Annotated in this window: 25 protein-coding genes; 11 read left to right on the top strand and 14 right to left on the bottom strand. The window is 64.2% G+C overall.

Annotated elements, in window-relative coordinates:
- Positions 1-48 precede the first annotated feature (48 nt).
- From BMG03_RS16160 to cysK, 4 genes are all read left to right on the top strand, one after another.
- Positions 49-1,377 carry a DUF2254 domain-containing protein gene (locus BMG03_RS16160; protein ID WP_075774133.1) on the top strand — a complete coding sequence of 443 codons (1,329 nt, stop codon included), beginning with the start codon at positions 49-51 and terminating at the stop codon, positions 1,375-1,377.
- Positions 1,378-1,454: 77 nt separating this feature from the next.
- Complete coding sequence (locus BMG03_RS16155) at positions 1,455-1,748, top strand: DUF6455 family protein (RefSeq protein WP_075774134.1); 294 nt, start codon at positions 1,455-1,457, stop codon at positions 1,746-1,748.
- Positions 1,748-2,008, top strand: a complete 261-nt coding sequence (locus tag BMG03_RS16150) for a DUF6455 family protein (protein WP_088719648.1) — start codon at positions 1,748-1,750, stop codon at positions 2,006-2,008. The genes BMG03_RS16155 and BMG03_RS16150 overlap by 1 nt, the downstream gene beginning before the upstream one ends.
- 94 nt (positions 2,009-2,102) lie before the next feature.
- A complete protein-coding gene (gene cysK, locus BMG03_RS16145) occupies positions 2,103-3,068 on the top strand; it encodes a cysteine synthase A (protein ID WP_075774136.1) in 966 nt (321 codons plus the stop codon).
- On the opposite strand, the gene BMG03_RS16140 is transcribed toward cysK, so the two are convergent.
- Both BMG03_RS16140 and pdxR read right to left on the bottom strand, forming a co-directional pair.
- Entirely contained in the window at positions 3,023-4,441 is a 1,419-nt protein-coding gene (locus BMG03_RS16140; protein WP_075774137.1) for a serine hydrolase domain-containing protein, read from the bottom strand. The two genes, cysK and BMG03_RS16140, sit on opposite strands and share 46 nt — an antisense overlap.
- 146 nt (positions 4,442-4,587) lie before the next feature.
- Entirely contained in the window at positions 4,588-6,030 is a 1,443-nt protein-coding gene (gene pdxR, locus BMG03_RS16135) for a MocR-like pyridoxine biosynthesis transcription factor PdxR (protein ID WP_075774138.1), read from the bottom strand.
- 58 nt (positions 6,031-6,088) lie between these two features.
- On the opposite strand from pdxR, the gene BMG03_RS16130 reads away from it, so the two are divergent.
- The gene (locus BMG03_RS16130) at positions 6,089-6,745 is read left to right on the top strand and encodes a pyridoxamine 5'-phosphate oxidase family protein (RefSeq protein WP_199224613.1); all 657 of its coding nucleotides are present in this window, start codon (positions 6,089-6,091) and stop codon (positions 6,743-6,745) included.
- 1,645 nt (positions 6,746-8,390) lie between these two features.
- On the opposite strand, the gene BMG03_RS16125 is transcribed toward BMG03_RS16130, so the two are convergent.
- On the bottom strand, positions 8,391-9,026 hold the full coding sequence (locus BMG03_RS16125; RefSeq protein WP_075774140.1) for a hypothetical protein: 636 nt from the start codon (positions 9,024-9,026) through the stop codon (positions 8,391-8,393).
- Positions 9,023-9,637 (bottom strand): hypothetical protein, encoded by a 615-nt coding sequence (locus tag BMG03_RS16120; RefSeq protein WP_157771602.1) that lies wholly within the window; start codon positions 9,635-9,637, stop codon positions 9,023-9,025. The genes BMG03_RS16125 and BMG03_RS16120 overlap by 4 nt, the downstream gene beginning before the upstream one ends.
- 249 nt (positions 9,638-9,886) lie before the next feature.
- On the opposite strand from BMG03_RS16120, the gene ugpB reads away from it, so the two are divergent.
- The 4 genes from ugpB (at position 9,887) to BMG03_RS16100 (ending at position 14,082) form a co-directional block, all read left to right on the top strand.
- On the top strand, positions 9,887-11,200 hold the full coding sequence (gene ugpB / locus BMG03_RS16115) for a sn-glycerol-3-phosphate ABC transporter substrate-binding protein UgpB (RefSeq protein ID WP_075774142.1): 1,314 nt from the start codon (positions 9,887-9,889) through the stop codon (positions 11,198-11,200).
- Positions 11,201-11,269: 69 nt separating this feature from the next.
- Positions 11,270-12,151, top strand: coding sequence for a sn-glycerol-3-phosphate ABC transporter permease UgpA (gene ugpA / locus BMG03_RS16110; protein WP_075774143.1), 882 nt, complete (start codon positions 11,270-11,272; stop codon positions 12,149-12,151).
- A gap of 32 nt (positions 12,152-12,183) precedes the next feature.
- Positions 12,184-13,020: a sn-glycerol-3-phosphate ABC transporter permease UgpE gene (ugpE, locus tag BMG03_RS16105; RefSeq protein ID WP_075774334.1), complete on the top strand. Its 837-nt coding sequence runs from the start codon at positions 12,184-12,186 to the stop codon at positions 13,018-13,020.
- 9 nt (positions 13,021-13,029) lie between these two features.
- Positions 13,030-14,082 carry an ABC transporter ATP-binding protein gene (locus BMG03_RS16100; protein ID WP_075774144.1) on the top strand — a complete coding sequence of 351 codons (1,053 nt, stop codon included), beginning with the start codon at positions 13,030-13,032 and terminating at the stop codon, positions 14,080-14,082.
- A 22-nt stretch (positions 14,083-14,104) separates the two neighbouring features.
- Here the strand turns inward: BMG03_RS16100 and argE are convergent, their stop codons facing one another.
- The 4 genes from argE to cysD all read right to left on the bottom strand — a co-directional run bounded on the left by argE (position 14,105) and on the right by cysD (position 19,487).
- Entirely contained in the window at positions 14,105-15,259 is a 1,155-nt protein-coding gene (argE, locus tag BMG03_RS16095; RefSeq protein ID WP_075774145.1) for an acetylornithine deacetylase, read from the bottom strand.
- A 4-nt stretch (positions 15,260-15,263) separates the two neighbouring features.
- Positions 15,264-16,448 carry a M24 family metallopeptidase gene (locus tag BMG03_RS16090; RefSeq protein WP_075774146.1) on the bottom strand — a complete coding sequence of 395 codons (1,185 nt, stop codon included), beginning with the start codon at positions 16,446-16,448 and terminating at the stop codon, positions 15,264-15,266.
- A 134-nt stretch (positions 16,449-16,582) separates the two neighbouring features.
- Complete coding sequence (cysN, locus tag BMG03_RS16085; protein ID WP_075774147.1) at positions 16,583-18,490, bottom strand: sulfate adenylyltransferase subunit CysN; 1,908 nt, start codon at positions 18,488-18,490, stop codon at positions 16,583-16,585.
- Positions 18,491-18,548: 58 nt separating this feature from the next.
- Complete coding sequence (gene cysD / locus BMG03_RS16080; protein ID WP_075774335.1) at positions 18,549-19,487, bottom strand: sulfate adenylyltransferase subunit CysD; 939 nt, start codon at positions 19,485-19,487, stop codon at positions 18,549-18,551.
- 80 nt (positions 19,488-19,567) lie between these two features.
- Between cysD and BMG03_RS16075 the strand changes: the two genes are divergently transcribed.
- A complete protein-coding gene (locus tag BMG03_RS16075) occupies positions 19,568-20,545 on the top strand; it encodes a helix-turn-helix transcriptional regulator (protein ID WP_077701297.1) in 978 nt (325 codons plus the stop codon).
- Here BMG03_RS16075 and BMG03_RS16070 read toward each other — a convergent pair.
- The 5 genes from BMG03_RS16070 to hemN form a co-directional block, all read right to left on the bottom strand.
- Positions 20,542-21,291, bottom strand: a complete 750-nt coding sequence (locus tag BMG03_RS16070; protein ID WP_075774149.1) for a sulfite exporter TauE/SafE family protein — start codon at positions 21,289-21,291, stop codon at positions 20,542-20,544. The two genes, BMG03_RS16075 and BMG03_RS16070, sit on opposite strands and share 4 nt — an antisense overlap.
- 12 nt (positions 21,292-21,303) lie before the next feature.
- Entirely contained in the window at positions 21,304-22,296 is a 993-nt protein-coding gene (gene acuI / locus BMG03_RS16065; RefSeq protein WP_075774150.1) for an acrylyl-CoA reductase (NADPH), read from the bottom strand.
- Positions 22,297-22,307: 11 nt separating this feature from the next.
- Positions 22,308-22,937: an acrylate utilization transcriptional regulator AcuR gene (gene acuR / locus BMG03_RS16060; protein ID WP_075774151.1), complete on the bottom strand. Its 630-nt coding sequence runs from the start codon at positions 22,935-22,937 to the stop codon at positions 22,308-22,310.
- A gap of 31 nt (positions 22,938-22,968) precedes the next feature.
- Complete coding sequence (locus BMG03_RS16055; protein ID WP_206184202.1) at positions 22,969-23,142, bottom strand: DUF2256 domain-containing protein; 174 nt, start codon at positions 23,140-23,142, stop codon at positions 22,969-22,971.
- Positions 23,143-23,240: 98 nt separating this feature from the next.
- The gene (gene hemN, locus BMG03_RS16050) at positions 23,241-24,596 is read right to left on the bottom strand and encodes an oxygen-independent coproporphyrinogen III oxidase (RefSeq protein WP_075774152.1); all 1,356 of its coding nucleotides are present in this window, start codon (positions 24,594-24,596) and stop codon (positions 23,241-23,243) included.
- 60 nt (positions 24,597-24,656) lie between these two features.
- Between hemN and fnrL the strand changes: the two genes are divergently transcribed.
- The gene (gene fnrL, locus BMG03_RS16045; protein ID WP_075774153.1) at positions 24,657-25,403 is read left to right on the top strand and encodes a transcriptional regulator FnrL; all 747 of its coding nucleotides are present in this window, start codon (positions 24,657-24,659) and stop codon (positions 25,401-25,403) included.
- Between the two features lie 12 nt (positions 25,404-25,415).
- Here the strand turns inward: fnrL and BMG03_RS16040 are convergent, their stop codons facing one another.
- The gene (locus tag BMG03_RS16040) at positions 25,416-25,826 is read right to left on the bottom strand and encodes a hypothetical protein (RefSeq protein WP_075774154.1); all 411 of its coding nucleotides are present in this window, start codon (positions 25,824-25,826) and stop codon (positions 25,416-25,418) included.
- Between the last annotated feature and the right edge of the window lie 319 nt (positions 25,827-26,145).

Below are 26,145 nucleotides of genomic sequence, written 5' to 3'. Positions count from 1 at the left end.
GAAAGGCGGGTCCGGGACGCGGGAACAGGGGACGGGGACGAAGAACCTATGACAATCTTTTCGCGACTGCGCTGGCGGCTCAGGGTTATCCTGCGCGAGATCTGGGTGCGGGTGACGGCCTTCGGCGTGCTGGGGATCGCGACCGCGCTGGGATCGGCGGGCTTCGGCTACCTCGTACCCGCGGATATCGGCTACAAGATGGGCGCGGGCTCGGTGGAGCCGATCCTGAAGATCATCGCCACCGCGATGCTGACCGTCACGACGTTTTCGCTGCAGATCATGATCACCGCGTTCAGCTCGGCCCAGACCGGAGCCACGCCGCGCGCGATCAAGCTGATGCAGACCGACCGCGTGACCCAGAACGTGCTGGCGAGCTTCATCGGCTCTTTCGTCTTTTCGCTGGTCGGGATCATCGCGCTCGAGACGGATGTCTATGACGACTCCGGGCGATTCATCCTGCTGGTCGTCACGCTCGGCGTGGTGGCGATGGTGGTGATATCGCTGTTGCGCTGGGTGCAGCATCTGAGCGAGTTCGGACGGCTCGGCGATGTGATCAGCCGGGTCGAGGACGCTGCGAGCACGGCGCTGAAAGCGCGCTGCGAGCGGCCGTGGCTCGGCGGCAAGGAATGGGAAGACCCGCCCCCCGGGGTATTCGGGATCACGTCGACGCGGACCGGCCATGTGCAACATGTCGACATGGGGGCGCTGCAAAAGGTGGCCGAGACGCATGACTGCCACATCTGGCTTTGCGGACGGACTGGCGAATTCGTCCACGGCGCATCCGATCTGGTGCGATGCGACGCGCTGCCGGGCGACGCCGAGACCCGCGAGGCGATCGAGGAGGCCGCGCGCGACGCCTTCACCATCGATCACGCGCGCGATTTCGACCAGGATCCGCAATTCGGCCTGATCGCGCTGGCCGAGATTGCCTCGCGCGCGCTTTCGCCGGCGATCAACGACCCCGGAACCGGTATCGATATTCTCGGGCGTCTGGTGCGGGTGCTGGCCGATTGGCATCCACCGAAGAGCCCCGATTGCGTCTTCGACCGCGTCTATGTGCGCGCGGTGACGCCCGAGCAGTATACCGAGGACGCGTTCGCCGCGATCGCGCGCGACGGAGCCGGGCATCTGGAGGTCGCGCTGCGCCAGCAGGAGGTGCTGGAAGCTCTGGCCGAGATGCATCCCGCTCATTTCGGCCGTCCCGCCGCACATCAGGCGCTGCGCGCAGCCGCCCATTCGCAATCCGCGATGACCTTGAGGCGCGACCGCGCGGTGATCGCGGAGGAAGCACAGGCGCTGGCCGCGCGCTTTGCTCCCGATCTGGACTGTGACGTCGGCCATGACCTCGACAGCGACAGAGCGGAACGCGACGCTTGATCTGAATCATATCGAAATCACGGCCCCTGCGGCAGAGTCGGCCCATCACCGGGATGACTGTTTCAAGGGAGGCTGCCATGACCGCTGCCAAGCACCTCAATCGCCATGCGTCGATGATGAACCGCATGGCGCAGCAGATGGGCGGCGATCTCAGCATGGAGATGGCCGCCGGGCGGCTCAGCGGCGAAGCATGGAAAGACGCGCTGATCCGCTGCACCAAGTGCCGCGAAGCCGGGGCCTGCCTGCTCTGGCTGGCCGAGCACGATCCGCAAATGAACCCCGCGAAAGCACCTCCCGCCTATTGCGAAAACCGCCTGATGATGACGCGGCTGCGCGCGACCATTGGGGCTGAACCCGAAGGAGTGGAATGATGGGAATGCAAAGCGATGTCGATCTGAACTTCTGGGTGACGCGCGGCATGGCGCGGCGTCTCGGAGTGAACATTTCCGAAGCGATGCGTGACGGCTTTCTCACACAAGCCGACTTTGCCGAGATGATCACAACCTGTGCGACCTGCGGGCGCACCGAATTCTGCCTCGCTGTTCTGGCCGAGAAAGGTGAGGGGCCGCAGGCCATCCCGACGGATTGCCCGAATTACGACGTCCTGACGTCTCTGCGCGCTCTCCAGTGAAAGGGTACGTCGTTCGCGCGCGTCGCTTTCGCCTTTCCCTCGCCTGCCTTTGGTTATCTGATGGGACGGCAGCAGGCTGAAAGGGAGCGCGCGCATGGCACGGATTTACGAGGATAACTCGTTCAGCATCGGAAACACGCCGCTGGTGCGGCTCAATCGCATGACGGAGGGCGCGGGCGCGACCGTTCTGGCCAAGATCGAAGGGCGCAACCCGGCGTGGTCGGTGAAGTGTCGCGTTGGGGCGAACATGATCTGGGACGCGGAGGAGCGCGGCGTGCTCGGCCCCGGCAAGGAGATCGTCGAGCCGACCTCGGGCAACACGGGGATCGCGCTGGCCTTCGTCGCCGCGTCGCGCGGTATCCCGATCACGCTGACCATGCCCGACACGATGAGCATCGAGCGGCGCAAGCTCCTGCTGGCCTATGGCGCGAAGCTGGTGCTCACCGAAGGCGCGCAGGGCATGAAGGGGGCGATCGCCAAGGCCGAGGAGATCGCGGCCTCCGATCCCGACCGCTACGTGTTGCTGCAGCAGTTCAACAACCCCGCGAACCCCGAGATTCACGAGAAGACCACGGGTCCGGAGATCTTCGAGGATACCGATGGTGTGGTCGATATCTTCGTCGCGGGCGTCGGCACGGGCGGCACGATCACTGGTGTCTCGCGTTATCTGAAAAAGGAAAAGGGTCTGCCGCTGATCTCGGTCGCGGTCGAGCCCGAGGCGAGCCCGGTTCTGACGCAGGCCCGCGCAGGCGAGGCGCTGCACCCCGGTCCTCACAAGATCCAGGGCATCGGCGCAGGCTTCGTGCCAAAGGTGCTCGACATGGATCTCGTGGACCGGATCGAGCAGGTCAGCAATGATGAGGCTATCGAGACCGCCCGGCGGCTGGCGCGCGAAGAGGGCATATTGGCAGGGATCTCCTGCGGCGCGGCGGCTGCGGCAGCCCTCCGCCTTGCGCGCGAACCGGAGAATGCGGGCAAGACCATCGTCGTCGTGCTGCCGGATTCGGGCGAGCGTTACCTGTCTTCGGCGCTGTTCGAAGGGATGTTCGACGAGGCCTGAGTGGTGGTCTTTGCCGCCTCCAGCAATGCTGCCACCAGCTTCTGCGGGCGGTAGTTCAGGTCCGACGGCGTCAGCCCCATCCGCACCACGACCATATCGGCCGAGGGGATCACGGTGACGGTCTGCCCGTCATGCCCCTCGAGCCAATAGGTGTCGGCGGGTAGGCCGAACCGCGCGTCGTCGCCCGCTTTCTGCTGATCGCTCGGCCCGGCGAGCCAGATCATGCCCTGTGCATAGACCCCGTCGGTCGGCGCGGGCGCATGCATCCGCTTTACGAACGCGGCGGACAGCAATTGCCGCCCCTCCCATTGGCCGTCCTGAAGCAGAAACTGTCCGAACCGCGCCCAGTCCCGCGCGGTCGCGTAGAGGTAGGAGCTGCCGACGAAGGTTCCGGAGGCGTCGGTCTCGAGCGTGGCCGAGTTCATCCCGAGCGGACCGAACAGCTTGCGGCGCGGCCAAGCGAGCGCGGTGGAGGTGTCGCCCACCGCGTTTTGCCAGATGCGCGACAGCAGGACTGCAGTGCCGCTGGAATAGCTGAAATGCGTACCGGGCGGATGATCGAGCGGCTGCGACGCTGCGAACTTCGCCATGTCCGGCTCGAGGTAGAGCATCCGCGTCACGTCCGAGACGTCGCCGTAATCCTCGTTGAAATGCAGCCCGCTCGACATCGACATCAGCTGCGCGACAGTGATCTTCGCCCGGTCGTCGCCCTGCCATTCGGGCAGTAGATCGCTTTGATCCATCCGCAGCTTGCCCGCCTCGATCGCGGTGCCGACAAGGGCGGCGGTGACGGTCTTCGTCATCGACCAGCCCAGAAGCGGTGTTTTCGCATCGAAGCCATCGCCGTAGCGCTCGGCCACGAGCTGACCGTCCTTGATCACTACCACCGCGCGCATCCCCGGCCCGGTCAGCGCATCGTTTTGCAAGACATCGGCAAAGCGGCCTTGTCCCGTCAGTTCGGTCTTCGATCCCGCGGGCCAGAGGGCGACGCTCTTGCTCGGTCCCGGCGCGGGCGGGGCGGCCTGTTCGCGGGCGTCGGCCAGATCGCCGTCGGGGAAGGTCGCGCAACCGAGGCCCATGCGTTGCTCCGCTGTCGTGGGCGCGATGATCCCGGCGAAAGCCGCCCAGACGCGGCCCGCCCGACGATCGGGGCTGACCCAGAAGGCGCGCAGCAGCGGATTGCCTGGCGCCTGCACATCGGTTTCGAGAACCTCGTCGGGGTCGCGGTCCTGCAGGACCAGCGCCGAGCAGGTAATCTTCGCGCTATAGCCCGCGCCGACGCGTAGCAGTTCCGGAGGCACGATGATCGCGTAAATCACAGCCGCCATGACAAGCAGGCCAATCCCGCCGAGCACCGCTTTCCATCCGCGCATCCTGTCCTCCGCTCCCGTGCGCTTGGATCAAGTCACGCGCCCGTTTTTTACTCGCGCGTTAGTTTTGGCAAACGGCGCGGGCTTGCCAAGAGGGCGAGTGCTTTCTCGACGTAAGGTCACCCTGTTGTGAGTTGCGAGGTCGGCGGTCATGGAAGCGACGTCAGAAGTGCCCGCAGCTTCTCTGCTGCGGCGCTTAGCGTCGGTTCGTCGAAACCCGCGTACCCGAGCAGGACGCCTTGCGGCGGGTCGGGCAGGCGGGCGTGCGACGACAGAGCGCGCAGGGTAAGACCGACCGCCTTCGCGCGCTCGGATATCGCGCGGTCGCCGGCGGGCACGAGGGCCGGGCCGAGACCCGCGCAGAGATGCATTCCCGACGGATCGGGCTGGAGCCGGAGATACTCCTCGAGCCCTGTCAGCGCGTTCAGAAGGTGGCGCTGCCGTTTCGCGTAATGGCGCCGCATCCGCCGAAGATGGGTCGCGAATTCGCCGCTCGCCATGAAGCTCGCCAGCGCCGGTTGCGGTACCATCGAAACCCGCGGCCCCGTCGCGTCGATCGCCGCCCGCATCGGCCCGACAAGCCGCTCGGGCAGCACGATATAGCCGATCCGCAGCGCCGGGCTGAGCAGTTTCGAGAAGCTGCCCATGTAGATCACGCGCTGCAGCCCGTCGAGCCCCGCCAGCGCGGGCAGGGGCTGGCCGCGATAACGGAATTCGCTGTCGTAATCATCCTCGACGATCAGCGCATCATGGGCACGCGCCCAGTCAAGAAGCGTCAGCCTGCGGCTGAGCGGCATCGCCGCCCCGGTCGGGAAATGGCGCGAGGGGGTGATGATGACGGCGCGGGTGTCGGTCGGCAGATGTACCGGGTCCAGCCCTTCGGCGTCGATCCGCACCGGGTGCTCGTTGAGGCCGCTGGAGGCCAGCACATGGCCCATCGTCGCCCAGCCGGGATCCTCGGTCGCGATCAGCCCGCCGGGGGCGATCGCACTACGCGCGATCAGGTCGAACCCGTCCCATGCGCCGCCGGTAATCATCACTTGTTCCGGCGCGCAATCGAGGCCGCGCCACGCCGCGAGGTGGTCGCGGATCGCCAGCCGCAGCGGCGGCCAGCCGAACGGGTCGGGCCGGTCCAGAAGGGTGGGATCGGGGGTGCGCCACGCGCGCTCGAGGTGGCGCGCCCAAAGCCTGCGCGGGAACAGCGCCTGATCGGGCAGGCCGGGCTGGAAGGGCAGCCAAGCTGGCGGAGGCGCCCCTTGCGCGGCCCTTGATGCTTTTCGCGGGGTAGGAGGGGCGAGATGGGGCAGGTCCTCGGCGACATAGGTGCCGCCGCCGGGGCGGGTGCTCAGGTAGCCCTCGGCGATCAGCTGATCATAGGCGGTGGTCACTGTCATGCGCGAGACCGACAGCTCCTCGGCCAATGCGCGGCTTGGCGGCAGGCGCTCTCCGGCTGCGGCGGGATCGGCGCGCAGCATCTCGCGCAGGACATGGGTCAGTTGCGCATGCAGCGGCAGACCGGAGTTTCGATCCAGCGAAAGACCAAACAGGGCGGTGTTTAAATTGGACTGCTGCATTTTTGCGAAACTGGACATGTTTTCTGATCCAGTAGGCCGCTATCGCTGAGGGCACAAGTCAGACATGAGGCAGACCATGACCGAGACCCTCCCTGTAACCGACCGTTCCCGCCTGCGCCGCCTGCATGAGCGCGGCCATTTCGACCGCGACAGCATCAACACGATCCTCGACGCGCAGCCGATGTGCCATGTGGGCTATGTCCGGGACGGCAAGCCCTACGTGACGCCGACGATGCAATGGCGCGAAGGCGATCACGTCTATTGGCATGGCTCTTCCGCGAGCCGCGCGCTGCGCAGTCAAAAGGAGACAGAGGTCTGTCTGACGGTCTCGATCCTCGATGGTTTGGTTCTGGCGCGCTCTGGCATGCATCATTCGCTGAACACGCGCTCGGTCATGCTCTTTGGTGTTGCGTTCAAGGTGGAGGACCCGGCGGAGAAGCTGCAAAAGCTCGGAAATTTCGTGAACCATCTCTATCCGGGCCGCTACGAGACGCTGCGCCCAGACCACGAACAGGATCTGAAGGCGACGACCGTGCTGGGGATGGAGATCACCGAGGGCGCCGCGAAGATCCGCACCGGCGGGCCGAGTGACGACGAGGAGGATTACGCGCTGCCGATCTGGGCCGGGGTAATCCCGATCCGTATGGAGGTGGGCGACCCGATCCCCGATCCGCGCAATCTCGACGGTGTCGAGATGCCCGCGCATGTGCGTGATTTTCGATACGGCGGTTGATTGGCCTGCGCGATCTGGTCCAGCTCTCTCAGGCGCATCTCGTAGAAGTAGGTGAGGCAGTCGATCAGGCTGCGGAATTGAAGTGGGTCGTTCGTGTCGATCCCGCCCGGACGGCAGGCGCGGTCGCGGATCTTGAGCCAATGACGTTGGCTCTGCTTCGTGCCCTCTGCGTCCTTCGCGACGGCGCGCGGGTAGAGCTTGCCCAGCACCCCGTCGAGCTGCCCGAGCGGGCGGATCAGGCAGATCACCTCCGCCGCCGGATCGAGCTTGCCCGTGCAGTCGAAGCTGGGGCCGGTGACATCGGGGAACTTGGCGAGGATCGGCGTAAGCTCTTCGGAGGGCTCGATGGCGGGGAAATCGTTCCAGACGCCATCGGGGCCGAGGATGGTGAAATCGTTGATCGGGTAGGGAGCGCTGTAGTCGAGTACCTCGCGCTGCGTGGCTGTCGTCCCGTCCGTCGTGAGAAACCTATCGTTGGCATGGATGTCGATATTGTAGGTTTTGACATACCAGCGTCCGTCAGCGTCCTTGAACACGTTGCAGTCGACGCGGCCGGGGCCTGAGAGCTTCTCTTGCAGGTAATAGGAGTCGTCGCCCGCCGCGGGCAAAAGGACGTTCGACGTGAGCGGGCCGATCTTGGATCTCAGCAGCCGAGGGCGGGAGCCGCCGGAGGTTTTCAGGCCTTCTTCTGTCGCCTTTCCGAAGCTTGAGTATCTTGACCACAAGCGGATCAGGCCATGCTCCGGGATGGCCTCTGAAGATACTGGCGGGCTAGTCATTACCCGGCGACCGGTATTTGCGAATACCACGAATTCGCAGGCGTTTATGGCGCCGAGAATGTCCACATTGGCCGGGTTCGGAGCGCGGTCGGCAAGGACAGTCGTTTTGGTCTGATCGAGCCGGTTATATGAATTGATCAGCAGGTACTGCTCGCCCAGCGGCCTGTCGTCGTCCTTCTGAAATTTCTTGCCGATCATTTCGAAGACGAAGCCCGGAGCGATATTCCATGTCCCCATCCGCTTCGTGAGTTCGTTGATCGCGTCCTGAGCCTGCGCGTAGAATTGCGTGGCGATCTGATTGCCGAGCGTGCCCGAAAACGGCGTGCCATCGGGGATCATCAGCGTATTCGAGAGGCTCGAGAACGGCGCGTGAAATCCGACGACGCCCTCGGTGTGAACGTATCGCGCGTTCCACATCGGGTAGCCGCGCAGCATCCTCTCTGAACCGCCCAGAAACGCGATCGCACAGGCCGAGAGGCACCGGTCGCCCTTGCCGACGAATGTTGCGAAGCCGCGGATCGAGTCGGAGAGTTTGAGGCCCTCGTAGAAATCGCCGCCGTCACTGTCGAGAGAGACGACGACAGGGCGCATATTCACTCCGCCCGAAATCGGATCGACGATCTCGCTGGCCTTTTCGGTGATCAGGTTTCGGAATGTCTCTGCGTCGCCCGGCGTGATTTCGCCTCTGATGCGGACGTGCAATGCGTTCTTGAAGTCGAAGCTGTCGCCCGGCTTGGTCCCGGTGGCCATATTCGCGCCGACATAGGGCCGCACGAACTCATCTGTGATCGGCGGCGCCCAGTCTATATCGGCGGCGGGGGCCGGTGGGGCGATGCCGAGGACGCTCAGCGCGGCGAGGGCTGGGATCAGTCGTCGCATCTGGCCTCCACGAAATTCTGTAGGCCGGTTCCGAGGCCGGCGGTGCCGAAGGTCTCACGGACTTGGGTGAGGGGACCTTGGTAGAGGTCGGCGAAGTTGGCGGCGTAGCCGCAGAAGTAATCCGTGGCGATCTGCGCGTCGCAGCGTTTGGTCGCGATGCACAGCTCGACCTGATCGAAGAAATTCGCCATTTCCGATACCGCCGCGAATTGCTTCTGGCGTTGCGGCGCCGGTTGTCTTTGAAACAGCAGATCGAGGAAGTTCCGCCGTTGCGCCGAGGGGATGCCCCCATTGACGGCCGTCACCTTCGCCAGATCGTCGGAATTCTCCCACCAGAATTGCGCGAGCTGGCGGCGCGCGCGGCCCGCATATTCGAGGTCGGAAAACCGCGCGACCATTTCGAGCGAAAGATCGGCTTTCCGGTCCTCGCGCCATTGGAAGATTTGCCAGCCGGTGAAGACGAGGGCAATGATCGTGGCTGCCCACGACCCCGCTTCGATGATCCGCAGCAGGGTTATGGGCTCCCGGGACGCGGCTTCGGGCGGGGCGGTATCCGCTTCAGGCGCGTCTCTGGGCACATTGGGAGCGTCTGCGGTAGCGGGCGGCGTTTGCCCCGCGCTCACTGCGGGCATCCCGAGAAATCAAGCTCGGCCACCGGAATTTCGGTCTTCTCGTCGAGCTTTGCGACCTGCTTGCGCGCGACGCTGTCGAACCTATCGCGCAGGCATTCGAGCTGCGCACGTGTCAAGACGAGCACTGCAGCTTTGGGGTTGGCGGGGATGACCGCGCCGGATTGCAACCGCGGCAGACCTTCCGAGTCGATGGCGGAATTGCGGCTCGTTCCCTGTGCGATCTCCGCTGCAGTGGGGTCGAAAACCCCGTCTTTGCAGAAGCCCACGAAGAGGATTGACGGGAATGCCCGTTGCTCGAGGTAGTCGGTTGCATGATCGCGCAGGCATTCGGCCTGATCCCATCGCAGGGCGGGACCTTCACCGGAGCTTTGGGCAAAGGCAGCGCCCGTCGATGCGAGGGCGATCCCTGCGGCGGCAAGGATCGGAAAGGCAGACATCTGAGACGACGCAACGAACATGACGATGATCCGAACCGAGTTGCACCATTCCAACAGGTTAACAAATCGGAGGGATTCGGCAAAGCGCGGCGGGGGCGAGGCCAAACATGCTCGGGTGTTTCGCGCGACTGTCGGTTTTTGTTCGGTTTCGATCGAATCGCGCAAAAATGCGCTTCACAAAGTCGTGATATAGCGTCGTGCAAAACTTCGAGGAATCTCGAAAAAGCTTAGCAGGAAAGGGGTGAGAAGCCGCCGTACCGCGCTGGATCGCGCGACCGAGAGGCAAAGCGAAACCGAAATCACTCTCTTGTTTTGTTCCTGTTACATCCGCACACTACGCCGCGTAGCGCGGAGGCTTCGCACGGGGCCTCAGATCCATCCAACAATGAATCCCGCTACATATGGGAGGAAGACATGAAGAATTTTGCACTCGGTGCGGCGCTTGCGTCGGCCTCGCTCATTGCGCCCTTCACGGCCAATGCAGCAACGGAAATCCAGTTCTGGCACGCCTTTACCGGCCGTCTCGGCGAGCTCGTCGATCAGCAGGTCAAGGACTTCAATGCCAGCCAGGACCAGTATGAGGTCGTGGCGACCAACAAGGGCAACTACTCGGAAACGCTGAACGCCGGGATCGCCGCGTTCCGCGCCGGGGAACAGCCCGACATCCTGATGGTGTTCGAGGTCGGCACGGCGACGATGATGGCCGCCAAGGGCGCGATCAAGCCGGTCTACCAGGTGATGGAAGACGCCGGCGTGGACTTCAATCCCGACGATTACATCGGCGCGGTGAAGGGCTACTACACCACCACCGACGGCAAGATGCTGTCGCTGCCCTTCAACTCCTCGACGCCGGTTCTCTGGGTCAACCGCGACATGCTCGACAAGGCAGGCGTCGCCAAGGATGCGCCGCTGACTACCTGGGAAGATGTCGGCAAGGTGCTCGACCAGCTGAAGGAAGCGGGCGTCGATTGCCCGATGACCACCGCCTGGCAGAGCTGGATCCAGCTCGAGAACCTCTCAGCCTATCACAACGTGCCCTTCGCGAGCCAGGAGAACGGCTTCGCCGGTCTCGACGCGAAGCTGGAGTTCAACGGCCCCGTTCAGGTCAAGCACATCCAGACGCTGGGTGACTGGGCCAAGAAGGGCGAGTTCGTCTACAAGGGCCGCCGCAACGAAGGCGGTGCCGACTTCCGTGCCGGCACCTGCGCGCTCTTCACCGAGAGCTCGGCCGGTTACGCGGGCATCAAGTCCGAAGCCAAGTTCAACTTCGAAGTGCACCCGCTGCCCTATTGGGGTGACGTCGACGGCGCGCCGCAGAACACAATCATCGGGGGCGCCTCGCTCTGGGTCATGGCTGGCAAGGATGACGACCACTACAAGGGCGTCGCTGAATTCCTGAACTACCTCTCGTCGCCGGAAGTGCAGGCGAAGTGGCACCAGGATACCGGCTACCTGCCGATCACCAAGGCCGCGGCCGAGCTGACCCGTGAGCAGGGCTTCTACGAAAAGAACCCCGGCACTGACGTGGCCGTGAAGCAGATGACCGCGAATGCGCCGACCGAGAATTCGAAGGGCATCCGCCTGGGCAACTTCGACCAGATCCGCGGCATCATCGACGAGGAACTGGAGGCTGTCTGGGCCGGTGACAAGACCGCGCAAGACGCGCTCGACAACGCGGTGGAGCGTGGCAACCAGCTGCTGCGCCGCTTCGAGCAAGCCAACCGCTAACCCAAATCCAGCCGCGGGCGGGGAGAACCCTGCCCGCGGCTATTTCTATTCTAAGGCCCCGATCCCGATATGGAAAAACGCGTAACCTTCAAGGGCTGGCTCTTGCCGATGCTGCTGCTCGCGCCGCAGTTGATCATCTCGGCCGTGTTCTTCTTCTACCCGGCGGGCGAGGCGGTGTGGCAATCGCTGTTCATCCCCGATCCGTTCGGCCTGTCGATGCAATATGTGGGCCTCGGCAATTTCGAATACCTGTTCAACGACCCCTATTATCGCGCGTCTTTTGTGACGACGGCGGTGTTCTCGACCCTTGTGACACTGGTCTCGATGATCCCGGCGCTGTTCCTCGCGGTGCTGGCGGATCGGCTGGTGAAAGGGGCGGGAACTTACCGCACGCTTCTGATCTGGCCCTACGCGGTCGCGCCCGCGGTGGCCGGTGTGCTGTGGCTCTTCATGTTCAACACGCGGATCGGTTTGGTCGCCTTCTATCTCAACCAGATGGGTTATGACTGGAACCATGTGCTCAACGAGAACGAGGCGATGGGCCTCGTCGTCGTGGCGTCGGCCTGGGGCCGCATCAGCTATAACTTCCTGTTCTATTTCGCGGCGCTGCAAGCGGTGCCGAAATCGGTGATCGAGGCGGCGGCGATCGACGGGGCGCGGTTCTGGCGGCGCTTCTTCACGATCGTGCTGCCGCTCCTGTCGCCCACGACCTTCTTTCTGCTGGTCGTCAATATCGTCTACGCCTTCTTCGAGACCTTCGGCGTGATCCACACGATCACCTCCGGCGGGCCGCAACAGGCGACCACGATCCTGGTCTACAAGGTCTACGCCGATGGCTTCGTGGGTCAGGATCTCGGAAGCTCTGCCGCGCAATCCGTGGTGCTGCTGGTGGTCGTGGGCTTCCTGACGGTGCTGCAATTCAAATTCGTCGAGAAGCGGGTGCATTACTGATGGCTGACATGCACAACGAACCGCCCCCGGGCATGGTGGAAAAACGCGGCTCCGGCCTGTGGCTGACCCATGTGCTGATGATCGCGGGCGTACTGGTGATCTTCTTCCCGATTTGGCTGGCCTTCGTGGCCTCGACCCATACCCAGCAGGAGATCGCGCAGGCGCCGATGCCGGTGATGCCGGGCTCGCACCTGATCGAGAACTACTCGGATGCGCTGTTCTCCGGGGTGAATGTGCCGGTCGCGACGATGCTGGTGAACTCGCTGGTGATGGCGTTGGGGATCGCGCTCGGAAAGATCGCGATCTCGCTCCTCTCGGCCTTCGCGATCGTCTATTTCCGCTTTCCGGGACGGCGCTTCTTCTTCTGGATGATCTTCATCACGCTGATGCTGCCGGTCGAGGTGCGGATCGTGCCGACCTACGAGGTGGTCGCGGGCTTCGGGATGCTCAACAGCTATTCCGGCCTGATCCTGCCTCTGATCGCGTCGGCGACGGCGACCTTCCTGTTCCGGCAGTTCTTCCTGACGGTGCCGGACGAGCTGGCAGAGGCCGCCCGAGTCGATGGCGCGCGTCCGATGCGCTTCTTCTTCGATATCCTGCTGCCGATGAGCCGCACGAATATCGCGGCGCTCTTCGTGATCCTCTTCATCTACGGCTGGAACCAGTATCTCTGGCCGCTCCTCATCACCACAAATCCCGAGATGAACACGATCGTCATGGGGCTCAAGCAGATGTTCCCCTCGGGCGACGATATCGCCGATTGGCCGGTCATCATGGCGACCTCCATCCTCGCGATGATCCCGCCGGTGATCGTGGTGATCTCGATGCAGAAACTCTTCATTCGCGGTCTCGTGGACAGCGAGAAATAAGGGCAGACAATGGCGACCGTTGAACTCGAAAATATCAAGAAACGTTTCGGCAAGACCGAGGTGCTGCACGGGGTCTCGATCGACATCCAGGACGGCGAATTCATCGTCATCGTCGGTCCCTCCGGCTGCGGGAAATCGACGCTGTTGCGCATGGTTGCGGGGCTGGAGAGCATCTCAGAGGGTGAGATCCGCATCGGCGAGGCCCGCGTGAACGAGCGCGAGCCGATGGACCGCGATATCGCGATGGTGTTCCAGAACTACGCGCTCTACCCGCATATGTCGGTGCGCCAGAACATGGGCTACGGGCTGAAGATCGCGGGCATGTCGAAGTCCGAGATCAAGCGCCGCGTCGATGAGGCCGCGAAGCTGTTGCAGCTGTCGGACTATCTCGAGCGAAAGCCGCGCGAACTGTCCGGCGGGCAGCGTCAGCGGGTCGCGATGGGCCGCGCCATCGTGCGCGAGCCGTCGGTCTTCCTGTTCGACGAACCGCTGTCCAACCTCGATGCCAAGCTGCGGGTGCAGATGCGCGTCGAAATCCGCGAGCTGCAGCGCAAGCTCGGCGTGACCGCGCTTTACGTGACCCACGATCAGGTCGAGGCGATGACCATGGCCGACCGGATGATCGTGATGAACGGCGGCGTGGCCGAGCAGATCGGCACCCCGCTCGAAGTCTATGAGCGCCCCGTGACCATCTTCGCGGCGCAGTTCATCGGCAGCCCGTCGATGAACGTCATCGATGCCGAGGTGCGCGGAGGGCGGGTGATGCTGGGCCATGTGACGCTCGGGCCGACCGATCTGCCCGATCGCCCCGTCAGCCTCGGGATTCGGCCCGAACACCTGCATCCCGATGACAATGGCCCGCTGACGCTGAATGTTACCCTGTCCGAACCGCTAGGGGCGAATACGCTTCTGCACGGAACGCTGGAAGGGCGCGGCGAGCCGATGACCGCGGCGCTGCCGGGCGTGCATATGGAGAAGCAGGCGGTGGGGCAGGTGCGGCTGTCGGTGAACGCCGAAGATCTGCATCTCTTCGATCCGAAAACCGGCAAGCGCCTGAACTGATCGGAGAGGCGGCCAGGCGCACTCAGTTCCGGGCGCTGGTGAGCTTGCCCAACATCGTCAGCGCCTGATCCATCTGCTCGAGCGAGACGAACTCGTCGGCCTTATGGGCCTGCTCGATCGAGCCGGGCCCGCAGATCACCGCGTCCATTCCGAGCGACTGGAACAGCCCGGCCTCGGTGTTGAAAGCAACGCAGCCTGCGTGGTTCTGCCCGGTCAGCGCGAAGACCAGATCGCGCGCGGCGTTGTCGTCCATCGGCTCGAGCCCCACGACCTCGCCGATGGTCTCGGTGGAGATCGCGGCTTCCGGCGCGATGGCGCGCATCTCGGGCAGCAGCGTGTCTTCGACGTAGCTCGCGATCTCGGCTTTGACGAAATCCATGTCAGCGGCATTGATCGGGCGCATCTCCCAGGCCAGTTCGGCGCGCGGCGCGATCACGTTATGAGAAATGCCGCCTTTCAGCGCGCCTACGTTGAGCGTCGTCTGCGGCGGATCGAAGCGCGAGCCTTCGGGGCAGCGTTTGATCAGCTCGGCGCGCAGCTCGAACAGGCGGTTGATGTAGCGCACAGCGTATTCGACCGCGTTCACGCCCTTCTCAGGCGCGGAGCTATGGCCCGGCAGCCCCTCGAAGCGCACGGTATATTCGCAGCAGCCCTTGTTGCCGTCGAAGACCTGCATCGAAGTCGGCTCTCCGATGATGCACAGCGCCGGTCTGACCGGGCGTTTCGCCAGCAGCTTCACCAGTTCATGCGCGCCCAGACAGCCGACTTCCTCGTCATGGGTGAAGGCGAAATGGATCGGGCGGGTTTTCGCGGCCTCGGCCAGCAGATCGAGCGAGCCGAGACAGGCGGCGATGAAGCCTTTCATGTCGCAGGCGCCGCGCCCGTAGAGCTTGCCGTCGCGCTCGGTCATGGTGAAAGGATCGCTGGTCCAGTCCTGATCGGTGACCGGTACCACGTCCGAATGGCCCGACAGCACCAGCCCGCCATCGCCTGCCTCGCCCAGCGTCGCGAAAAGGTTCGCCTTGTGGCCGCTCTCGTCGACCATGACCTCTACCGCCGCGCCGACGGTTTCCAGCCGGTCCGCGATGTAGTGGATGATCGGCAGGTTGCTGTCGGTCGATATCGTCGGATAGGCGATCAGGTCCGAGAGGATCGCGCGGGTGGTGTCGATCCGCATCGGCTCAGTCCTTGACGAACAGTTTGCGCTCGATGTTGCACAGCGGCTCGGCGGGGCCGTCCTCGGTGATGAGGATGGTCTCGGTCGTCTCCATCCCCCAGTCATCCATCCAGAGGCCGGGCATGAAGTGGAAGGTCATGCCGGGCTCGAGGATCGTCTCGTCGGTGTCGCGGATCGAGACGGTATGCTCGCCCCAATCCGGCGGGTAGGAACAGCCCACCGCGTAACCCGCGCGGTTCGGGCGTTCGATGCCGACCTTGGCCAGCTCGACGTTCAGTGCGCGGGCGATGTCACAGGCGCGGTTCCCGGCACGCGCGACTTCGATCCCGGCGTTGAGGCCTTCGGTTAGCGCTTCGCTCGCATCGAGGACATGCTGCGGGGGCTTGCCCAGAAAGATCGTGCGCGAGAGCGGCGCGTGATAGCGACGGTAGCAGCCGGATTGCTCGACGAAGGTCGCTTCGCCAGCTTTCAGTGCCTCGCCGTTCCATGTCAGGTGCGGCGCGGAGGCATCCGGGCCCGAGGGCAGCATCGGCACGATGGCCGGATAATCGCCCCAGCTGTCTTCCTCGCCCTGCACGGCGGTCTTGTACAATTCGCCGACCAGATCATGCTTGCGCAGCCCCGGCTCGGCCAGTTCCACCGCACGCTGGATCACCAGTTCGGAGATCCGTGCGGCACGGCGCATGAAACGCAGCTCCTCGTCGGATTTGATCAGGCGCTGCCAGTTCACCAGCACAGAGGCATCGAGCAGCGTCGCTTCGGGCAGCCCTTCGAAGAGGACTGCATGCGCTTTCGCGGTGTAGAAATAGGTCTCCATTTCGACGCCGATCCGGGCCTTGCCGTAGCCCATGATCCGCAGGTGAGAGGCGAGGTCTTCCATCGGGTGCATGATGTCGGATTGCACCATCGCGTCGTTGTAATGGAGGATGTTTTCCTCCTCCATCCAGACGGTGCGGCGCGCGCCGTTGGAATCCATGAAGCGGCCCCACCAATAGGGGGCGCCCTCCATCGGCAGGATCACGCCCTGATGGGTGTAGAAGGACCAGCCGTCATAACCCGTCAGCCAGAACTGGTTAGACGGGTTGGTGATGAAGAGAATGTCGATCTCGCGCTGCGCCATTGCCGCGCGTACGAGCGCGATCCGGCGGGAAAATTCGAGTTCGCTGAAGTGCACGTTTTCGATCGGCATTCGGGCTTCTTTCTGCTGGCGGTATTTCGGGCAGGTTGGGGCGCGCCCCCGAGCAAGGTCAAGGCCAAAACGAAAACGTGCAACCCCCGGGAGGGCTGCACGTTCGCGTGAAATGGTGCAGTCGTTGTCGTCGCTTACGGAATGAGCCGAGCGAGGATCAATTCCGCCGCTTCCTCGGGGCTGATCGCGGTGGTGTCGATCCGCATCTCGGGGTTCTCGGGTGCCTCGTAGGGCGAGTCGATGCCGGTGAAGTTCTTCAGCTGGCCGGATCGCGCCTTGGCATAGAGCCCTTTCACGTCGCGCGCCTCGGCCACTTCGAGCGGCGTATCCACGAAGACTTCGAGGAACTCGCCCGGCTGCATCATTGCGCGCACCATGTCGCGCTCCGAGCGGAAGGGCGAGATGAAGGCCGTGACCACGATGAGGCCCGCGTCGGTCATCAGCTTCGCGACCTCGCCGACGCGGCGGATGTTTTCCACGCGGTCGGCCTCGGTGAAGCCCAGATCCTTGTTCAGGCCGTGGCGCACGTTGTCGCCATCGAGCAGGAAAGTGTGGCGGTTCATCCGCGCCAGCTTCTTCTCGACCATGTTGGCGATCGTGGATTTGCCCGAGCCCGACAGGCCCGTGAGCCAGACCACCGCCGGCTTCTGGTGCTTCATGTTGGCATGATGCTCGCGCCCGATATCGGTCGCCTGCCAGTGGATGTTCTGGGCCCGGCGCAGCGCGAAGTTGATCATGCCCGCAGCCGCAGTCTGGTTGGTCATCTTGTCGATCAGGATGAACCCGCCCAGATCGCGGTTCTCGGCATAGGGGGCGAAGGGGATCTCGCGGTCGGTGGTGATGTTGGCCACGCCGATCGCGTTCAGGTCCAGCGTCTTCGTCGCCAGATGCTCCTGCGTGTTGACGTTCACCTCGTATTTCGGCTCCTGCACGGTCGCCGAGACGGTCTGCGTGCCGATTTTCAGCCAATAGGCGCGGCCTGGCAGCAGTTCGTTCTCGTCCATCCAGACGATGGTGGTCTCGAACTGGTCGGCCACTTCCAGCGGTTCTTTCGCGGAGACGATGACCTGCCCGCGCGAGCAGTCGATCTCGTCGACCAGCGTGATCGTGATGGATTCACCCGCCACCGCCATGTCGCGGTCGCCCTCCAAGCTGACGATGCGCGCCACTTTCGAGGTTTTGCCCGAGGGCAGCACGCGCACCTCGTCGCCCGGACGCACGGTGCCCGACGCGATCAGCCCCGAGAAGCCGCGGAAGTCGAGGTTGGGGCGGTTCACCCATTGCACGGGCATCCGGAAGGGGCGCTCCTGATCGGAGGTCACGTCCACCTCGACCGCTTCGAGATAGGGTAGGAGCGACGGCCCCTTGTACCAGGGGGTATTCTCGCTCGGGCCTGTGATGTTATCGCCCTTGAAGCCCGAGATCGGGATCGCGGTGAAGCCTTCGATGCCGATGCTGTCGGCGAAGGTTTGGTAATCGGCCACGATCTCGTCGAAGGTCGCCTGATCGTAGTCCACCAGATCCATCTTGTTCACCGCCAGCACGATATGGCGGATGCCGAGCTGGTGGACGAGGTAGGAGTGGCGCCGCGTTTGGGTCAGTACGCCCTTGCGCGCATCGATCAGGATCACCGCCAGATCGGCGGTCGAGGCACCGGTGACCATGTTGCGGGTATACTGTTCGTGGCCGGGGGTGTCCGCGACGATGAACTTGCGCTTCTCGGTCGCGAAGAAGCGGTAGGCCACGTCGATCGTGATGCCCTGTTCGCGCTCGGCAGCGAGCCCGTCGACCAGCAGTGCGAAGTCGATCTCCTGGCCTTGGGTGCCGACGCGCTTGGAGTCGGCCTCCAGCGCGGCTAGCTGATCTTCGAAGATCATCTTGCTGTCATAGAGCAGCCGCCCGATCAGCGTCGATTTCCCGTCATCGACCGAGCCGCAGGTGATGAAGCGCAGCATGGTCTTGTGTTGATGCGCCTCGAGATAGGCGTCGATATCCTGCGCAATCAGCGCGTCGGTCTTGTAGATCGGATCGTTGGTCGTCATGTCGGCTCACCTGATAGGGTGGAAATGAAGGCGCGCGTGCGGCTCGGGAGGGGAGGGCTCAGAAATAGCCTTCCTGCTTTTTCTTCTCCATCGAGGCGCTCTGATCGTGGTCGATCGCGCGGCCCTGACGCTCGGAGGTGGTGGTCAGCAGCATTTCCTGAATGACTTCCGGAAGGGTCTGCGCCTCGCTCTCGACGGCGCCGGTCAGCGGGTAGCAGCCCAGAGTGCGGAAGCGGACCGAGCGCATCACCGGCTCCTCGCCGTCGCGCAGCGGGAAGCGGTCGTCGTCCACCATCAGGATCAGCCCGTCGCGCTCGACTGTCGGGCGCGGGGCCGAGAAATAGAGCGGGACGATCTCGATCCCTTCGAGGTGAATATATTGCCAGATGTCCAGCTCGGTCCAGTTCGAGATCGGGAAGACGCGGACGCTCTCGCCCTTCGCTTTCTTGGCGTTGTAGAGGCGCCAGAGCTCGGGACGCTGGTTCTTCGGATCCCAGCGATGATTGGCCGAGCGGAACGAGAACACGCGTTCCTTCGCGCGGGATTTCTCCTCGTCGCGGCGCGCGCCGCCGAAGGCCACGTCGAAGCCGTGCTTGTCCAGAGCCTGTTTCAGACCTTCGGTCTTCCACATGTCGGTATGCAGCGAGCCGTGATCGAACGGGTTGATCCCCTTGGCCTTCGCCTCGGGGTTCTGGTGCACGATCAGCTCCATCCCCGCATCCTTCGCGGCCTTGTCGCGCAGGTTGTACATCGCCTGGAATTTCCACGTCGTGTCGACATGCATCAGCGGGAAGGGCGGCGGCGACGGGTAGAAGGCCTTCTTCGCGAGATGCAGCATCACCGCGCTGTCCTTGCCGACCGAATAGAGCATGACCGGATTGTCGGCTTCGGCCACGACTTCGCGCAGGATGTGAATGCTTTCGGCTTCGAGCCGCTGCAGGTGAGTCAGGGTCTTGTTCATGCGGGAGGTCTCTGTCTGATCGCGGTTTTCCGAGATATAGGCGGCGGGTTTTGCTGGATAACCCCCCAAATGGGGGGTAAATACGGCTTATGTTGGGGCAGTCCGAGAACACACTGTTGATCAACGCGCTCTTCGCCGCGGCGAGCGAGGCGGGAAAGGCTGGCTGGGTGCGCTTTCTCGAGCGGCTCTGTTCGGTCGCCCATGCCGAGGGTGCGGCGGTGCAGATTCTCGCACCCGAGGGGGAGGGCGCGGGCTGGCAGGTCGGCAGGATCGCCTTGCCGGACGCCGCGCGACTCCACCCGATGCGACTGGATCGTGTCTATTCGCAGATCGACCTGCCGGGTGAAGTGGCGTGGCCCGAACCGCTCCGGGCGCTGAAGGTCGCGGCAGGGGGGGCGGGGCGCGTGGTGCTGATGATCGCGCGCTCGAACCGGGATTTCCGCGCGGCGGAGGCGTTGGCCCTCTCGACGCTCGCGCCGCATCTGGGGCAGGCGGTGATGATACGCGAGGCGCTGGGCGGCGAGCGGGCGCGAGCCGCGCGCGATGCCGAGGCCACGGCGGCGCTCGGCGCGGGGTGGTTGGTCCTGACGCCCGCGGGTACGGTGCTGGAATTCGATCCGCGCGTAGCGGCGGAATTCGATGCGGGAGGTTGGCTGCGGCTGCGCATCGGCGCGCGCCCGGAATTCGCCGACCCCGACGCCGCGCTGCGCTTTCGGCAGAGCCTCGCGAAACTCGGGGAAGGCGGGGAGGTCGTCCGGCCGATCCCGCTTGGCCCCGAGGGGCAGGGCGTGCTCCGGCTCGCGCCGGGGCGATGGCGGGGCAGTCCTGCACTGATCGGACATCTGCGCGCCATGCCGCTGGCTGAGGCGCTGCCGGTCGCGCGTGTCGCGGGGGCGCTAGATCTCAACCGGTCCGAGGCGCGGCTCGCGGCGCTTCTATGCGATGGGGCGAGCCTGCGCGAGGCGGCCGAGCGGCTTGGCTGGACGCTGGAGACCGCGCGCTCGACCTCAAAGCAGATCTATGCCCGCGCCGGGGTCAGCGGTCAGACGGGACTGTTGCGCAAGATGTTCGGCTCGGCGCTCTGGCTGGGTTAGCCGCGTACGAAGAAAACCGCCGCCATCACCAGCCCGACCGCAATGATGAAGCCGCGCAGCAGCGCCATATTGGTGATCCGCTTTGACAGATGCGCGCCCAGGTAGCCGCCGACGGCGCTCGCGATGCCCAGCACCAGAACCGCCTGCCAGTCGATCAGCCCGGCCACCGCGTAGGTCACGACCGAGACCAGCGACAGCACGGCCGAGACGAGGTTCTTCAGGCCGTTCATCGCATGCAGATCGGTGAAGCCAATCAGGCCGAGCGCGGCGAGCAGCATGATGCCGAGCCCGCCGTTGAAATAGCCGCCGTAGATCGTCACCGCGAGTAGCAGGGCGAAGGCGGACACGGCGCCCATCGTGCGGCCAGAGCGTTGCAGCGCCTTCAGCAGCATCGGCCCGAAGGCAAACGCCGCGGTCGCCAGCAGCAGAAGCCACGGCACCACGCCGGCGAACAGTTTTTCGGGCGTGATCAGCAGCAGGAGCGCGCCGAGGAACCCGCCCGCGACGGCGGCGATCAGGATCGTGCGCAGCGCCATCGGCCCCTTGTGGCGCAGCTCGTGGCGGAAGGCCCAGGCACTCGACAGATAGCCGGGCAGGGCCGCCAGCGTCGCGGTGGCATTGGCGGTGATCGGCGGTACGCCGGTCCAGACAAGCGCGGGGAAGGACAGGAACGTCCCGCCGCCCGCGACCGCATTCAAAGCGCCCGCCGCGAGACCGGCGAGCGCGAGGATCAGGAAGGATAGCATTTCTTACCGTAGTCAGCCGAGGTCAGGTGCGACCGGAACGACGATCCGCCCGCGAACCTTTCCATCGAGGAATTTCGGCGCGGTTGCAATCACTTCGTCCAGGGCGACTTCCATCTCCATCGCGGCGAGCTTCTCCATGTCGAGATCGGCAGCCAGACGACGCCATGCTTCGACGCGATCCTCGATCGGGCACATCACGCTGTCGACGCCTGCGAGCGTCACGCCGCGCAGGATGAAGGGCGCGACCGAGGTCGGCAGGTTCATCGAACCCGCGAGACCACAGGCGGCGACGGTGCCGCGATAGGCCATCATCGACAGAACATTGGCCAACACCTCACCGCCGACCACGTCGACCGCACCGGCCCAGCGTTCCTTGTTCAGCGGGCGCGGCTTGCCAGAAACGTCCTCGCGCGGAACGATCGACGATGCGCCGAGGCGCTTGAGGTAGTCTTCCTCTTCCGGGCGCCCGGTAACGGCAGCCACTTTATAGCCGAGCTTGCCCAGAAGAGCGATCGCGACGCTACCCACGCCGCCGGTCGCTCCGGTCACGACGATCTCGCCGCTCTCGGGCGTCACGCCATGCGCCTCGAGCGCCATCACGCAGAGCATCGCCGTGTAGCCCGCAGTGCCGATCGCCATTGCCTGACGCAACGAGATGCCGTCGGGCAGTTTCACCAGCCACTCGCCTTTCAGATGGGCGCGCTCTGCCAGCCCGCCCCAGTGTTTCTCGCCCACGCCCCAGCCGTTGAGCACTACCCGGTCGCCCTTGGCGAAATCGGGATGCTTGCTGGTCGCGACGATGCCGGAGCAGTCGATGCCCGGCACCATCGGGAAGCTGCGCACCACGGGGCCTGCACCGGTGATCGCCAGTGCGTCCTTGTAGTTCATCGTCGAGTAGGCGACGTCGACCGCCACCTCGCCCTCTGCCAGATCGGGCAGGTCGATATCCTTGAGCGCGGCGCTCTGAGTCTCTTCGGGTTTCTCGATCAGGATGGCTTTGACCATGGGGTATCCTTTCAGCTTCGGGCGAGCCGCAGGAAGCCGTCGGTGAAACGGCGCAGCGGCTCGGGGTTGCGTTGAAGTTTCGTGCGCAGAACCGCGCCTTCCCAGCCGGTCCAGAACAGTTCTGCGAGTGCTTCGGGGTCGTGATCGGCGCCGATTTCGCCCGCCATTTGCGCGTCACGCAGGCAGGATACGGTAAGGTTTTGCCAGCGCTCGAACACCGCGATCAGGCGGCTGCGGAACTCTTCGGGCAGGCTGCCCATCTCCTGACCGAGATTGCCGATCAGGCAGCCGCGGCGGAAGTCGAACCGCGCCATGCCCGCCTCCGCTTCTTCGGTGAAGGCGGTGAGCCGGGCGAGTGGGGTGATGTCCGTGCGGTTGAAGGCGCGGCGGAGCTTGTCTTCGAAATAGGCGTCATAGGCGTCGATGAGCGCCGCGCCAAAAGCCGCTTTCGTCGGGAAGTAGTGGTAGAAGCTGCCCTTTGTGACACCGGCAGCGGCGGTGATCTCTTCGAGAGCGACGCTTGCGTAGCCGCGCTCGGTCAATTGGGCGAGCCCTGCCTGGATCAGCGCCTTGCGGGCGTCCTGATCCTCGGGCTTGCGGCGCGGGCGGCCGCGGCGCGCGGGGGCTGGAGTAACGCTCATATAGAATTAATATACCATACGGTATGTAAAATCAACCGCCGCGAATGTCCCCCCTCGCCAGTGCGGCCTTTGCCGAGCGGCGGCAGCGATCGGAACAGTAGCGCACGCTCTCCCAGTCACGGGCCCACTTTTTGCGCCACGCGAAGGGGCGGCCACAGCTGGCGCAGAGCTTTGTCGGCAGGTCGGATTTGCGGCGCATCTTCATGCAATTCGATACGCGGCGGACGCGTGGCCGGATGACCGCCGGCCAAAGGAAAAGGGGCCGCGCGCGGCGACCCCTCCCTCGTCCCTCTTCCCCGGCGATCAGATCGCCGAACTATGCCCGGCTTTCGACAGATCGTAAGCATCGAAATGGCGCGCGATCATGCGGGTGAGCGGGCGCGCCTTCGCCGGAATGCGCAGCCCGTCCGCGTTCACCTGAACCATGTCGCCGAAATGCTCCGCGCAGGCGGCGAACATTGCGGCGAGTTCCTTCGGATCGGCGCCGTAATCCCGCACCAGCTCTGCCGCTTTCACTTCGAAATCGCACATCAACGCCTCGATCAGCCGCGCGCGCATCTTGTCATCCGCAGTGAAGCGGTGCCCGCGCGAGGTCGAGAAGCGATCCGCCCGGATCGCAGCTGTATGGGCTGAAGTAGCTGGCGCGTTCTGTGCATAGCCTTGCGGGAAGCGCGAGATCGAGGACGCTCCGAGCCCGACCAGCGCCTCGGCCTGATCGTCGGTATAGCCTTGGAAATTGCGCCGCAACTGACCTCCCTTCTGGGCGGTCGAGAGCCCGTCGGTCGGCAGCGCGAAATGGTCGATTCCGATCTCGTCATAACCATCGGCCACGAACAACTCGCGCGCCACCTCGAACAGCTTCAGGCGCTCTTGCGGGGTGGGCAGATGGTCTGATGGGATCATCGTTTGGCGGCGCGCCATCCACGGCACATGCGCGTAGCCGTAGAGCGCCACGCGATCGGGTCCGAGCGACAGCAGCTTTTGCACCGAGGCCGCGATTTTCGTCGGTGTCTGGTAAGGCAGGCCGTAGAGGATATCGGCGTTGAGGCTCGCGACATCGCGTTCGCGAATCATGTCGACCGCAGCTTTGGTTGCCTCATAGCTCTGGTCGCGCCCGATCACGCCCTGAATCTGCGGGTCGAAATCCTGCACCCCGATCGAGGCGCGGTTCATACCCGACTCGGCGAGCGCGTCGAGGCGGGCGGCGTCGATTTCGTTGGGGTCGATCTCGACCGAGAATTCCGCGCCTTCGCCCATCGGTACCACGTCGAAGACCGCATCGGCGAGGCGGCGCATCATGTCGGGGGGCATCAGCGTCGGCGTGCCGCCGCCCCAATGCAGACGCGACAGCGTGACGCCGGGCGCCAAACGCTCCTTGAAGAGGCGCAGCTCGGCCAGCAGCGTCTCGGCATAGGCGCGGACCGGTTCCTCGCTTTGCGTGCCTTGCGTGCGGCAGGCGCAGAACCAGCAGAGCCGACGACAAAACGGCACGTGCATGTAGAGCGAAATCGACGCGCCTTCGGGGATCGCCTCGATCCAATGCGCGAATTCCATGGGGCCGACATCGCCCGCGAAATGGGGGGCGGTGGGGTAGCTCGTATAGCGGGGCACCCGTGCGTCGAAGAGTCCGAGTCGGGTAAGTTGCGATTCCTGTTCCATGCGCGTATCTTTAGAGGTAACACGCGCGACAGAATTTGACCCAGATCAAGCAATATCCATATGGCACATGATGACGTTCAGCCTGCTTCGCTCGCATGCGGAGACTGCCCGATCCAACATCGCGCGGTCTGTGCGCGATGTGACGCGGAGGAGCTCGAGCAGCTTGAGAAGATCAAATATTACCGAAGCTTCGAAGCGGGGCAGACGATCATCTGGGCGGGCGACCAGATGGATTTCGTGGCCTCGGTCGTCTCAGGGATCGCGACGCTGACGCAAACGCTCGAAGACGGGCGTACGCAGATGGTGGGTCTGTTGCTGCCCTCGGATTTCGTGGGGCGCCCCGGGCGCACCCGTGCTGCGTATAACGTGACCGCGACGACCGACATCCTGATGTGCTGTTTCCGCCGCAAGCCCTTCGAGGAAATGATGGAGCGCACGCCCCATATCGCGCAGCGCCTGTTGCAGATGACGCTCGACGAACTGGACGCCGCGCGCGAATGGATGCTGCTGCTGGGCCGCAAGACCGCGCGCGAGAAGATCGCCTCGCTCCTGTCGATCGTGGCGCGGCGTGATGCCTCGATCAACATGAGCCCCAGCGCCCGGCAGATGGTGTTCGATCTGCCGCTGACGCGCGAAGCGATGGCCGATTACCTTGGCCTCACGCTAGAGACGGTAAGTCGTCAGATGTCCGCGCTGAAACGCGACGGGGTGATCGAGCTGCAGGGTAAGCGCCACGTCACCGTGCCGGACATGGATCGGCTGCTGCTTGAGGCGGGCGATGACAGCGACGGCGGTTTCCTTATCTGAGCATACGTCCGGTCAGGGGGATACGCACTGCCGATAGGTGAGTGGCTTCATTCCGCCCTGCGAGATATCCTGACGCGATAGGTAGATGCCGGTGCTCGACAGGGTGAGCACGATATCGCGCTGCCATTTCTGCCCTTCGCCGGTGAAATTCCACGTGGCCCGAACCACGCGATCGGTCGCGCTGTCGATCTCAGCGAGCTTGGCTTGCGACTCGTAGAATTTCAGGCTGTCCGGCTTCACCACCATCAGGCCTTTGTTGTCATCGCGTGAGGCGTCGCAATCGGCCTTTGTCAGCCCCCAGCGTCCGACCATCCCCTCCGGCAGTGTCTTCGGCATCGTCCCGTCCTGTTTCGGCGTCATCTCCTGACAGGCAGACAGCAGGGCGAGGCTGGCGAGAAGGGTGGGAAGAATATGGCGGGTCATTGGGGGCTCCGGTCTTTCGTCAGCCAGCCAACCCGCCAGCGCGGCCGGAGTTCCGCGCCGGACACAGATGTCGCGAGAAGGTCGTTATTTCGCACGCGTTCCGTCGCGGTTTGGACATTGTCGTAAGGTAAACGGAAGGAGGCTGCAGCGGGGAAGGGTTATGCGTATCCCGTTTACTTGTGTCTTTCTCGTTGTCGCCCCGGGCCCGAGTGTTGCCAACCGTATTGCAGAGAATGGCGCAATGCTCGGGTCTGTTCCACGACATCCGCGAAAGCATGTCCGACGCCGCGCGGGCAACGGGAAGGGCGTCGGGATCGGT

This window comes from Thioclava nitratireducens, from assembly GCF_001940525.2.
Taxonomy (GTDB): Bacteria; Pseudomonadota; Alphaproteobacteria; order Rhodobacterales; family Rhodobacteraceae; genus Thioclava; species Thioclava nitratireducens.
Note: the sequence above shows the minus strand (reverse complement) of the source record. Positions and strands in the feature narration are given on the sequence as shown.

Excerpts from the sequence above, each read along its gene's own strand:
- ugpB (WP_075774142.1), top strand. The coding sequence starts at position 9,887 with ATGAAGAATTTTGCACTCGGTGCGGCGCTTGCGTCGGCCTCGCTCATT.
- BMG03_RS16100 (WP_075774144.1), top strand. The coding sequence starts at position 13,030 with ATGGCGACCGTTGAACTCGAAAATATCAAGAAACGTTTCGGCAAGACC.
- ugpA (WP_075774143.1), top strand. The coding sequence starts at position 11,270 with ATGGAAAAACGCGTAACCTTCAAGGGCTGGCTCTTGCCGATGCTGCTG.
- BMG03_RS16160 (WP_075774133.1), top strand. The coding sequence starts at position 49 with ATGACAATCTTTTCGCGACTGCGCTGGCGGCTCAGGGTTATCCTGCGC.
- BMG03_RS16155 (WP_075774134.1), top strand. The coding sequence starts at position 1,455 with ATGACCGCTGCCAAGCACCTCAATCGCCATGCGTCGATGATGAACCGC.
- BMG03_RS16055 (WP_206184202.1), bottom strand. The coding sequence starts at position 23,142 with ATGAAGATGCGCCGCAAATCCGACCTGCCGACAAAGCTCTGCGCCAGC.
- BMG03_RS16130 (WP_199224613.1), top strand. The coding sequence starts at position 6,089 with ATGACCGAGACCCTCCCTGTAACCGACCGTTCCCGCCTGCGCCGCCTG.
- hemN (WP_075774152.1), bottom strand. The coding sequence starts at position 24,596 with ATGGAACAGGAATCGCAACTTACCCGACTCGGACTCTTCGACGCACGG.
- BMG03_RS16150 (WP_088719648.1), top strand. The coding sequence starts at position 1,748 with ATGGGAATGCAAAGCGATGTCGATCTGAACTTCTGGGTGACGCGCGGC.
- acuR (WP_075774151.1), bottom strand. The coding sequence starts at position 22,937 with ATGAGCGTTACTCCAGCCCCCGCGCGCCGCGGCCGCCCGCGCCGCAAG.
- BMG03_RS16090 (WP_075774146.1), bottom strand. The coding sequence starts at position 16,448 with ATGCCGATCGAAAACGTGCACTTCAGCGAACTCGAATTTTCCCGCCGG.
- cysN (WP_075774147.1), bottom strand. The coding sequence starts at position 18,490 with ATGACGACCAACGATCCGATCTACAAGACCGACGCGCTGATTGCGCAG.
- fnrL (WP_075774153.1), top strand. The coding sequence starts at position 24,657 with ATGGCACATGATGACGTTCAGCCTGCTTCGCTCGCATGCGGAGACTGC.
- BMG03_RS16040 (WP_075774154.1), bottom strand. The coding sequence starts at position 25,826 with ATGACCCGCCATATTCTTCCCACCCTTCTCGCCAGCCTCGCCCTGCTG.
- acuI (WP_075774150.1), bottom strand. The coding sequence starts at position 22,296 with ATGGTCAAAGCCATCCTGATCGAGAAACCCGAAGAGACTCAGAGCGCC.
- argE (WP_075774145.1), bottom strand. The coding sequence starts at position 15,259 with ATGCGGATCGACACCACCCGCGCGATCCTCTCGGACCTGATCGCCTAT.
- pdxR (WP_075774138.1), bottom strand. The coding sequence starts at position 6,030 with ATGTCCAGTTTCGCAAAAATGCAGCAGTCCAATTTAAACACCGCCCTG.
- BMG03_RS16140 (WP_075774137.1), bottom strand. The coding sequence starts at position 4,441 with ATGCGCGGATGGAAAGCGGTGCTCGGCGGGATTGGCCTGCTTGTCATG.
- BMG03_RS16070 (WP_075774149.1), bottom strand. The coding sequence starts at position 21,291 with ATGCTATCCTTCCTGATCCTCGCGCTCGCCGGTCTCGCGGCGGGCGCT.
- ugpE (WP_075774334.1), top strand. The coding sequence starts at position 12,184 with ATGGTGGAAAAACGCGGCTCCGGCCTGTGGCTGACCCATGTGCTGATG.
- cysK (WP_075774136.1), top strand. The coding sequence starts at position 2,103 with ATGGCACGGATTTACGAGGATAACTCGTTCAGCATCGGAAACACGCCG.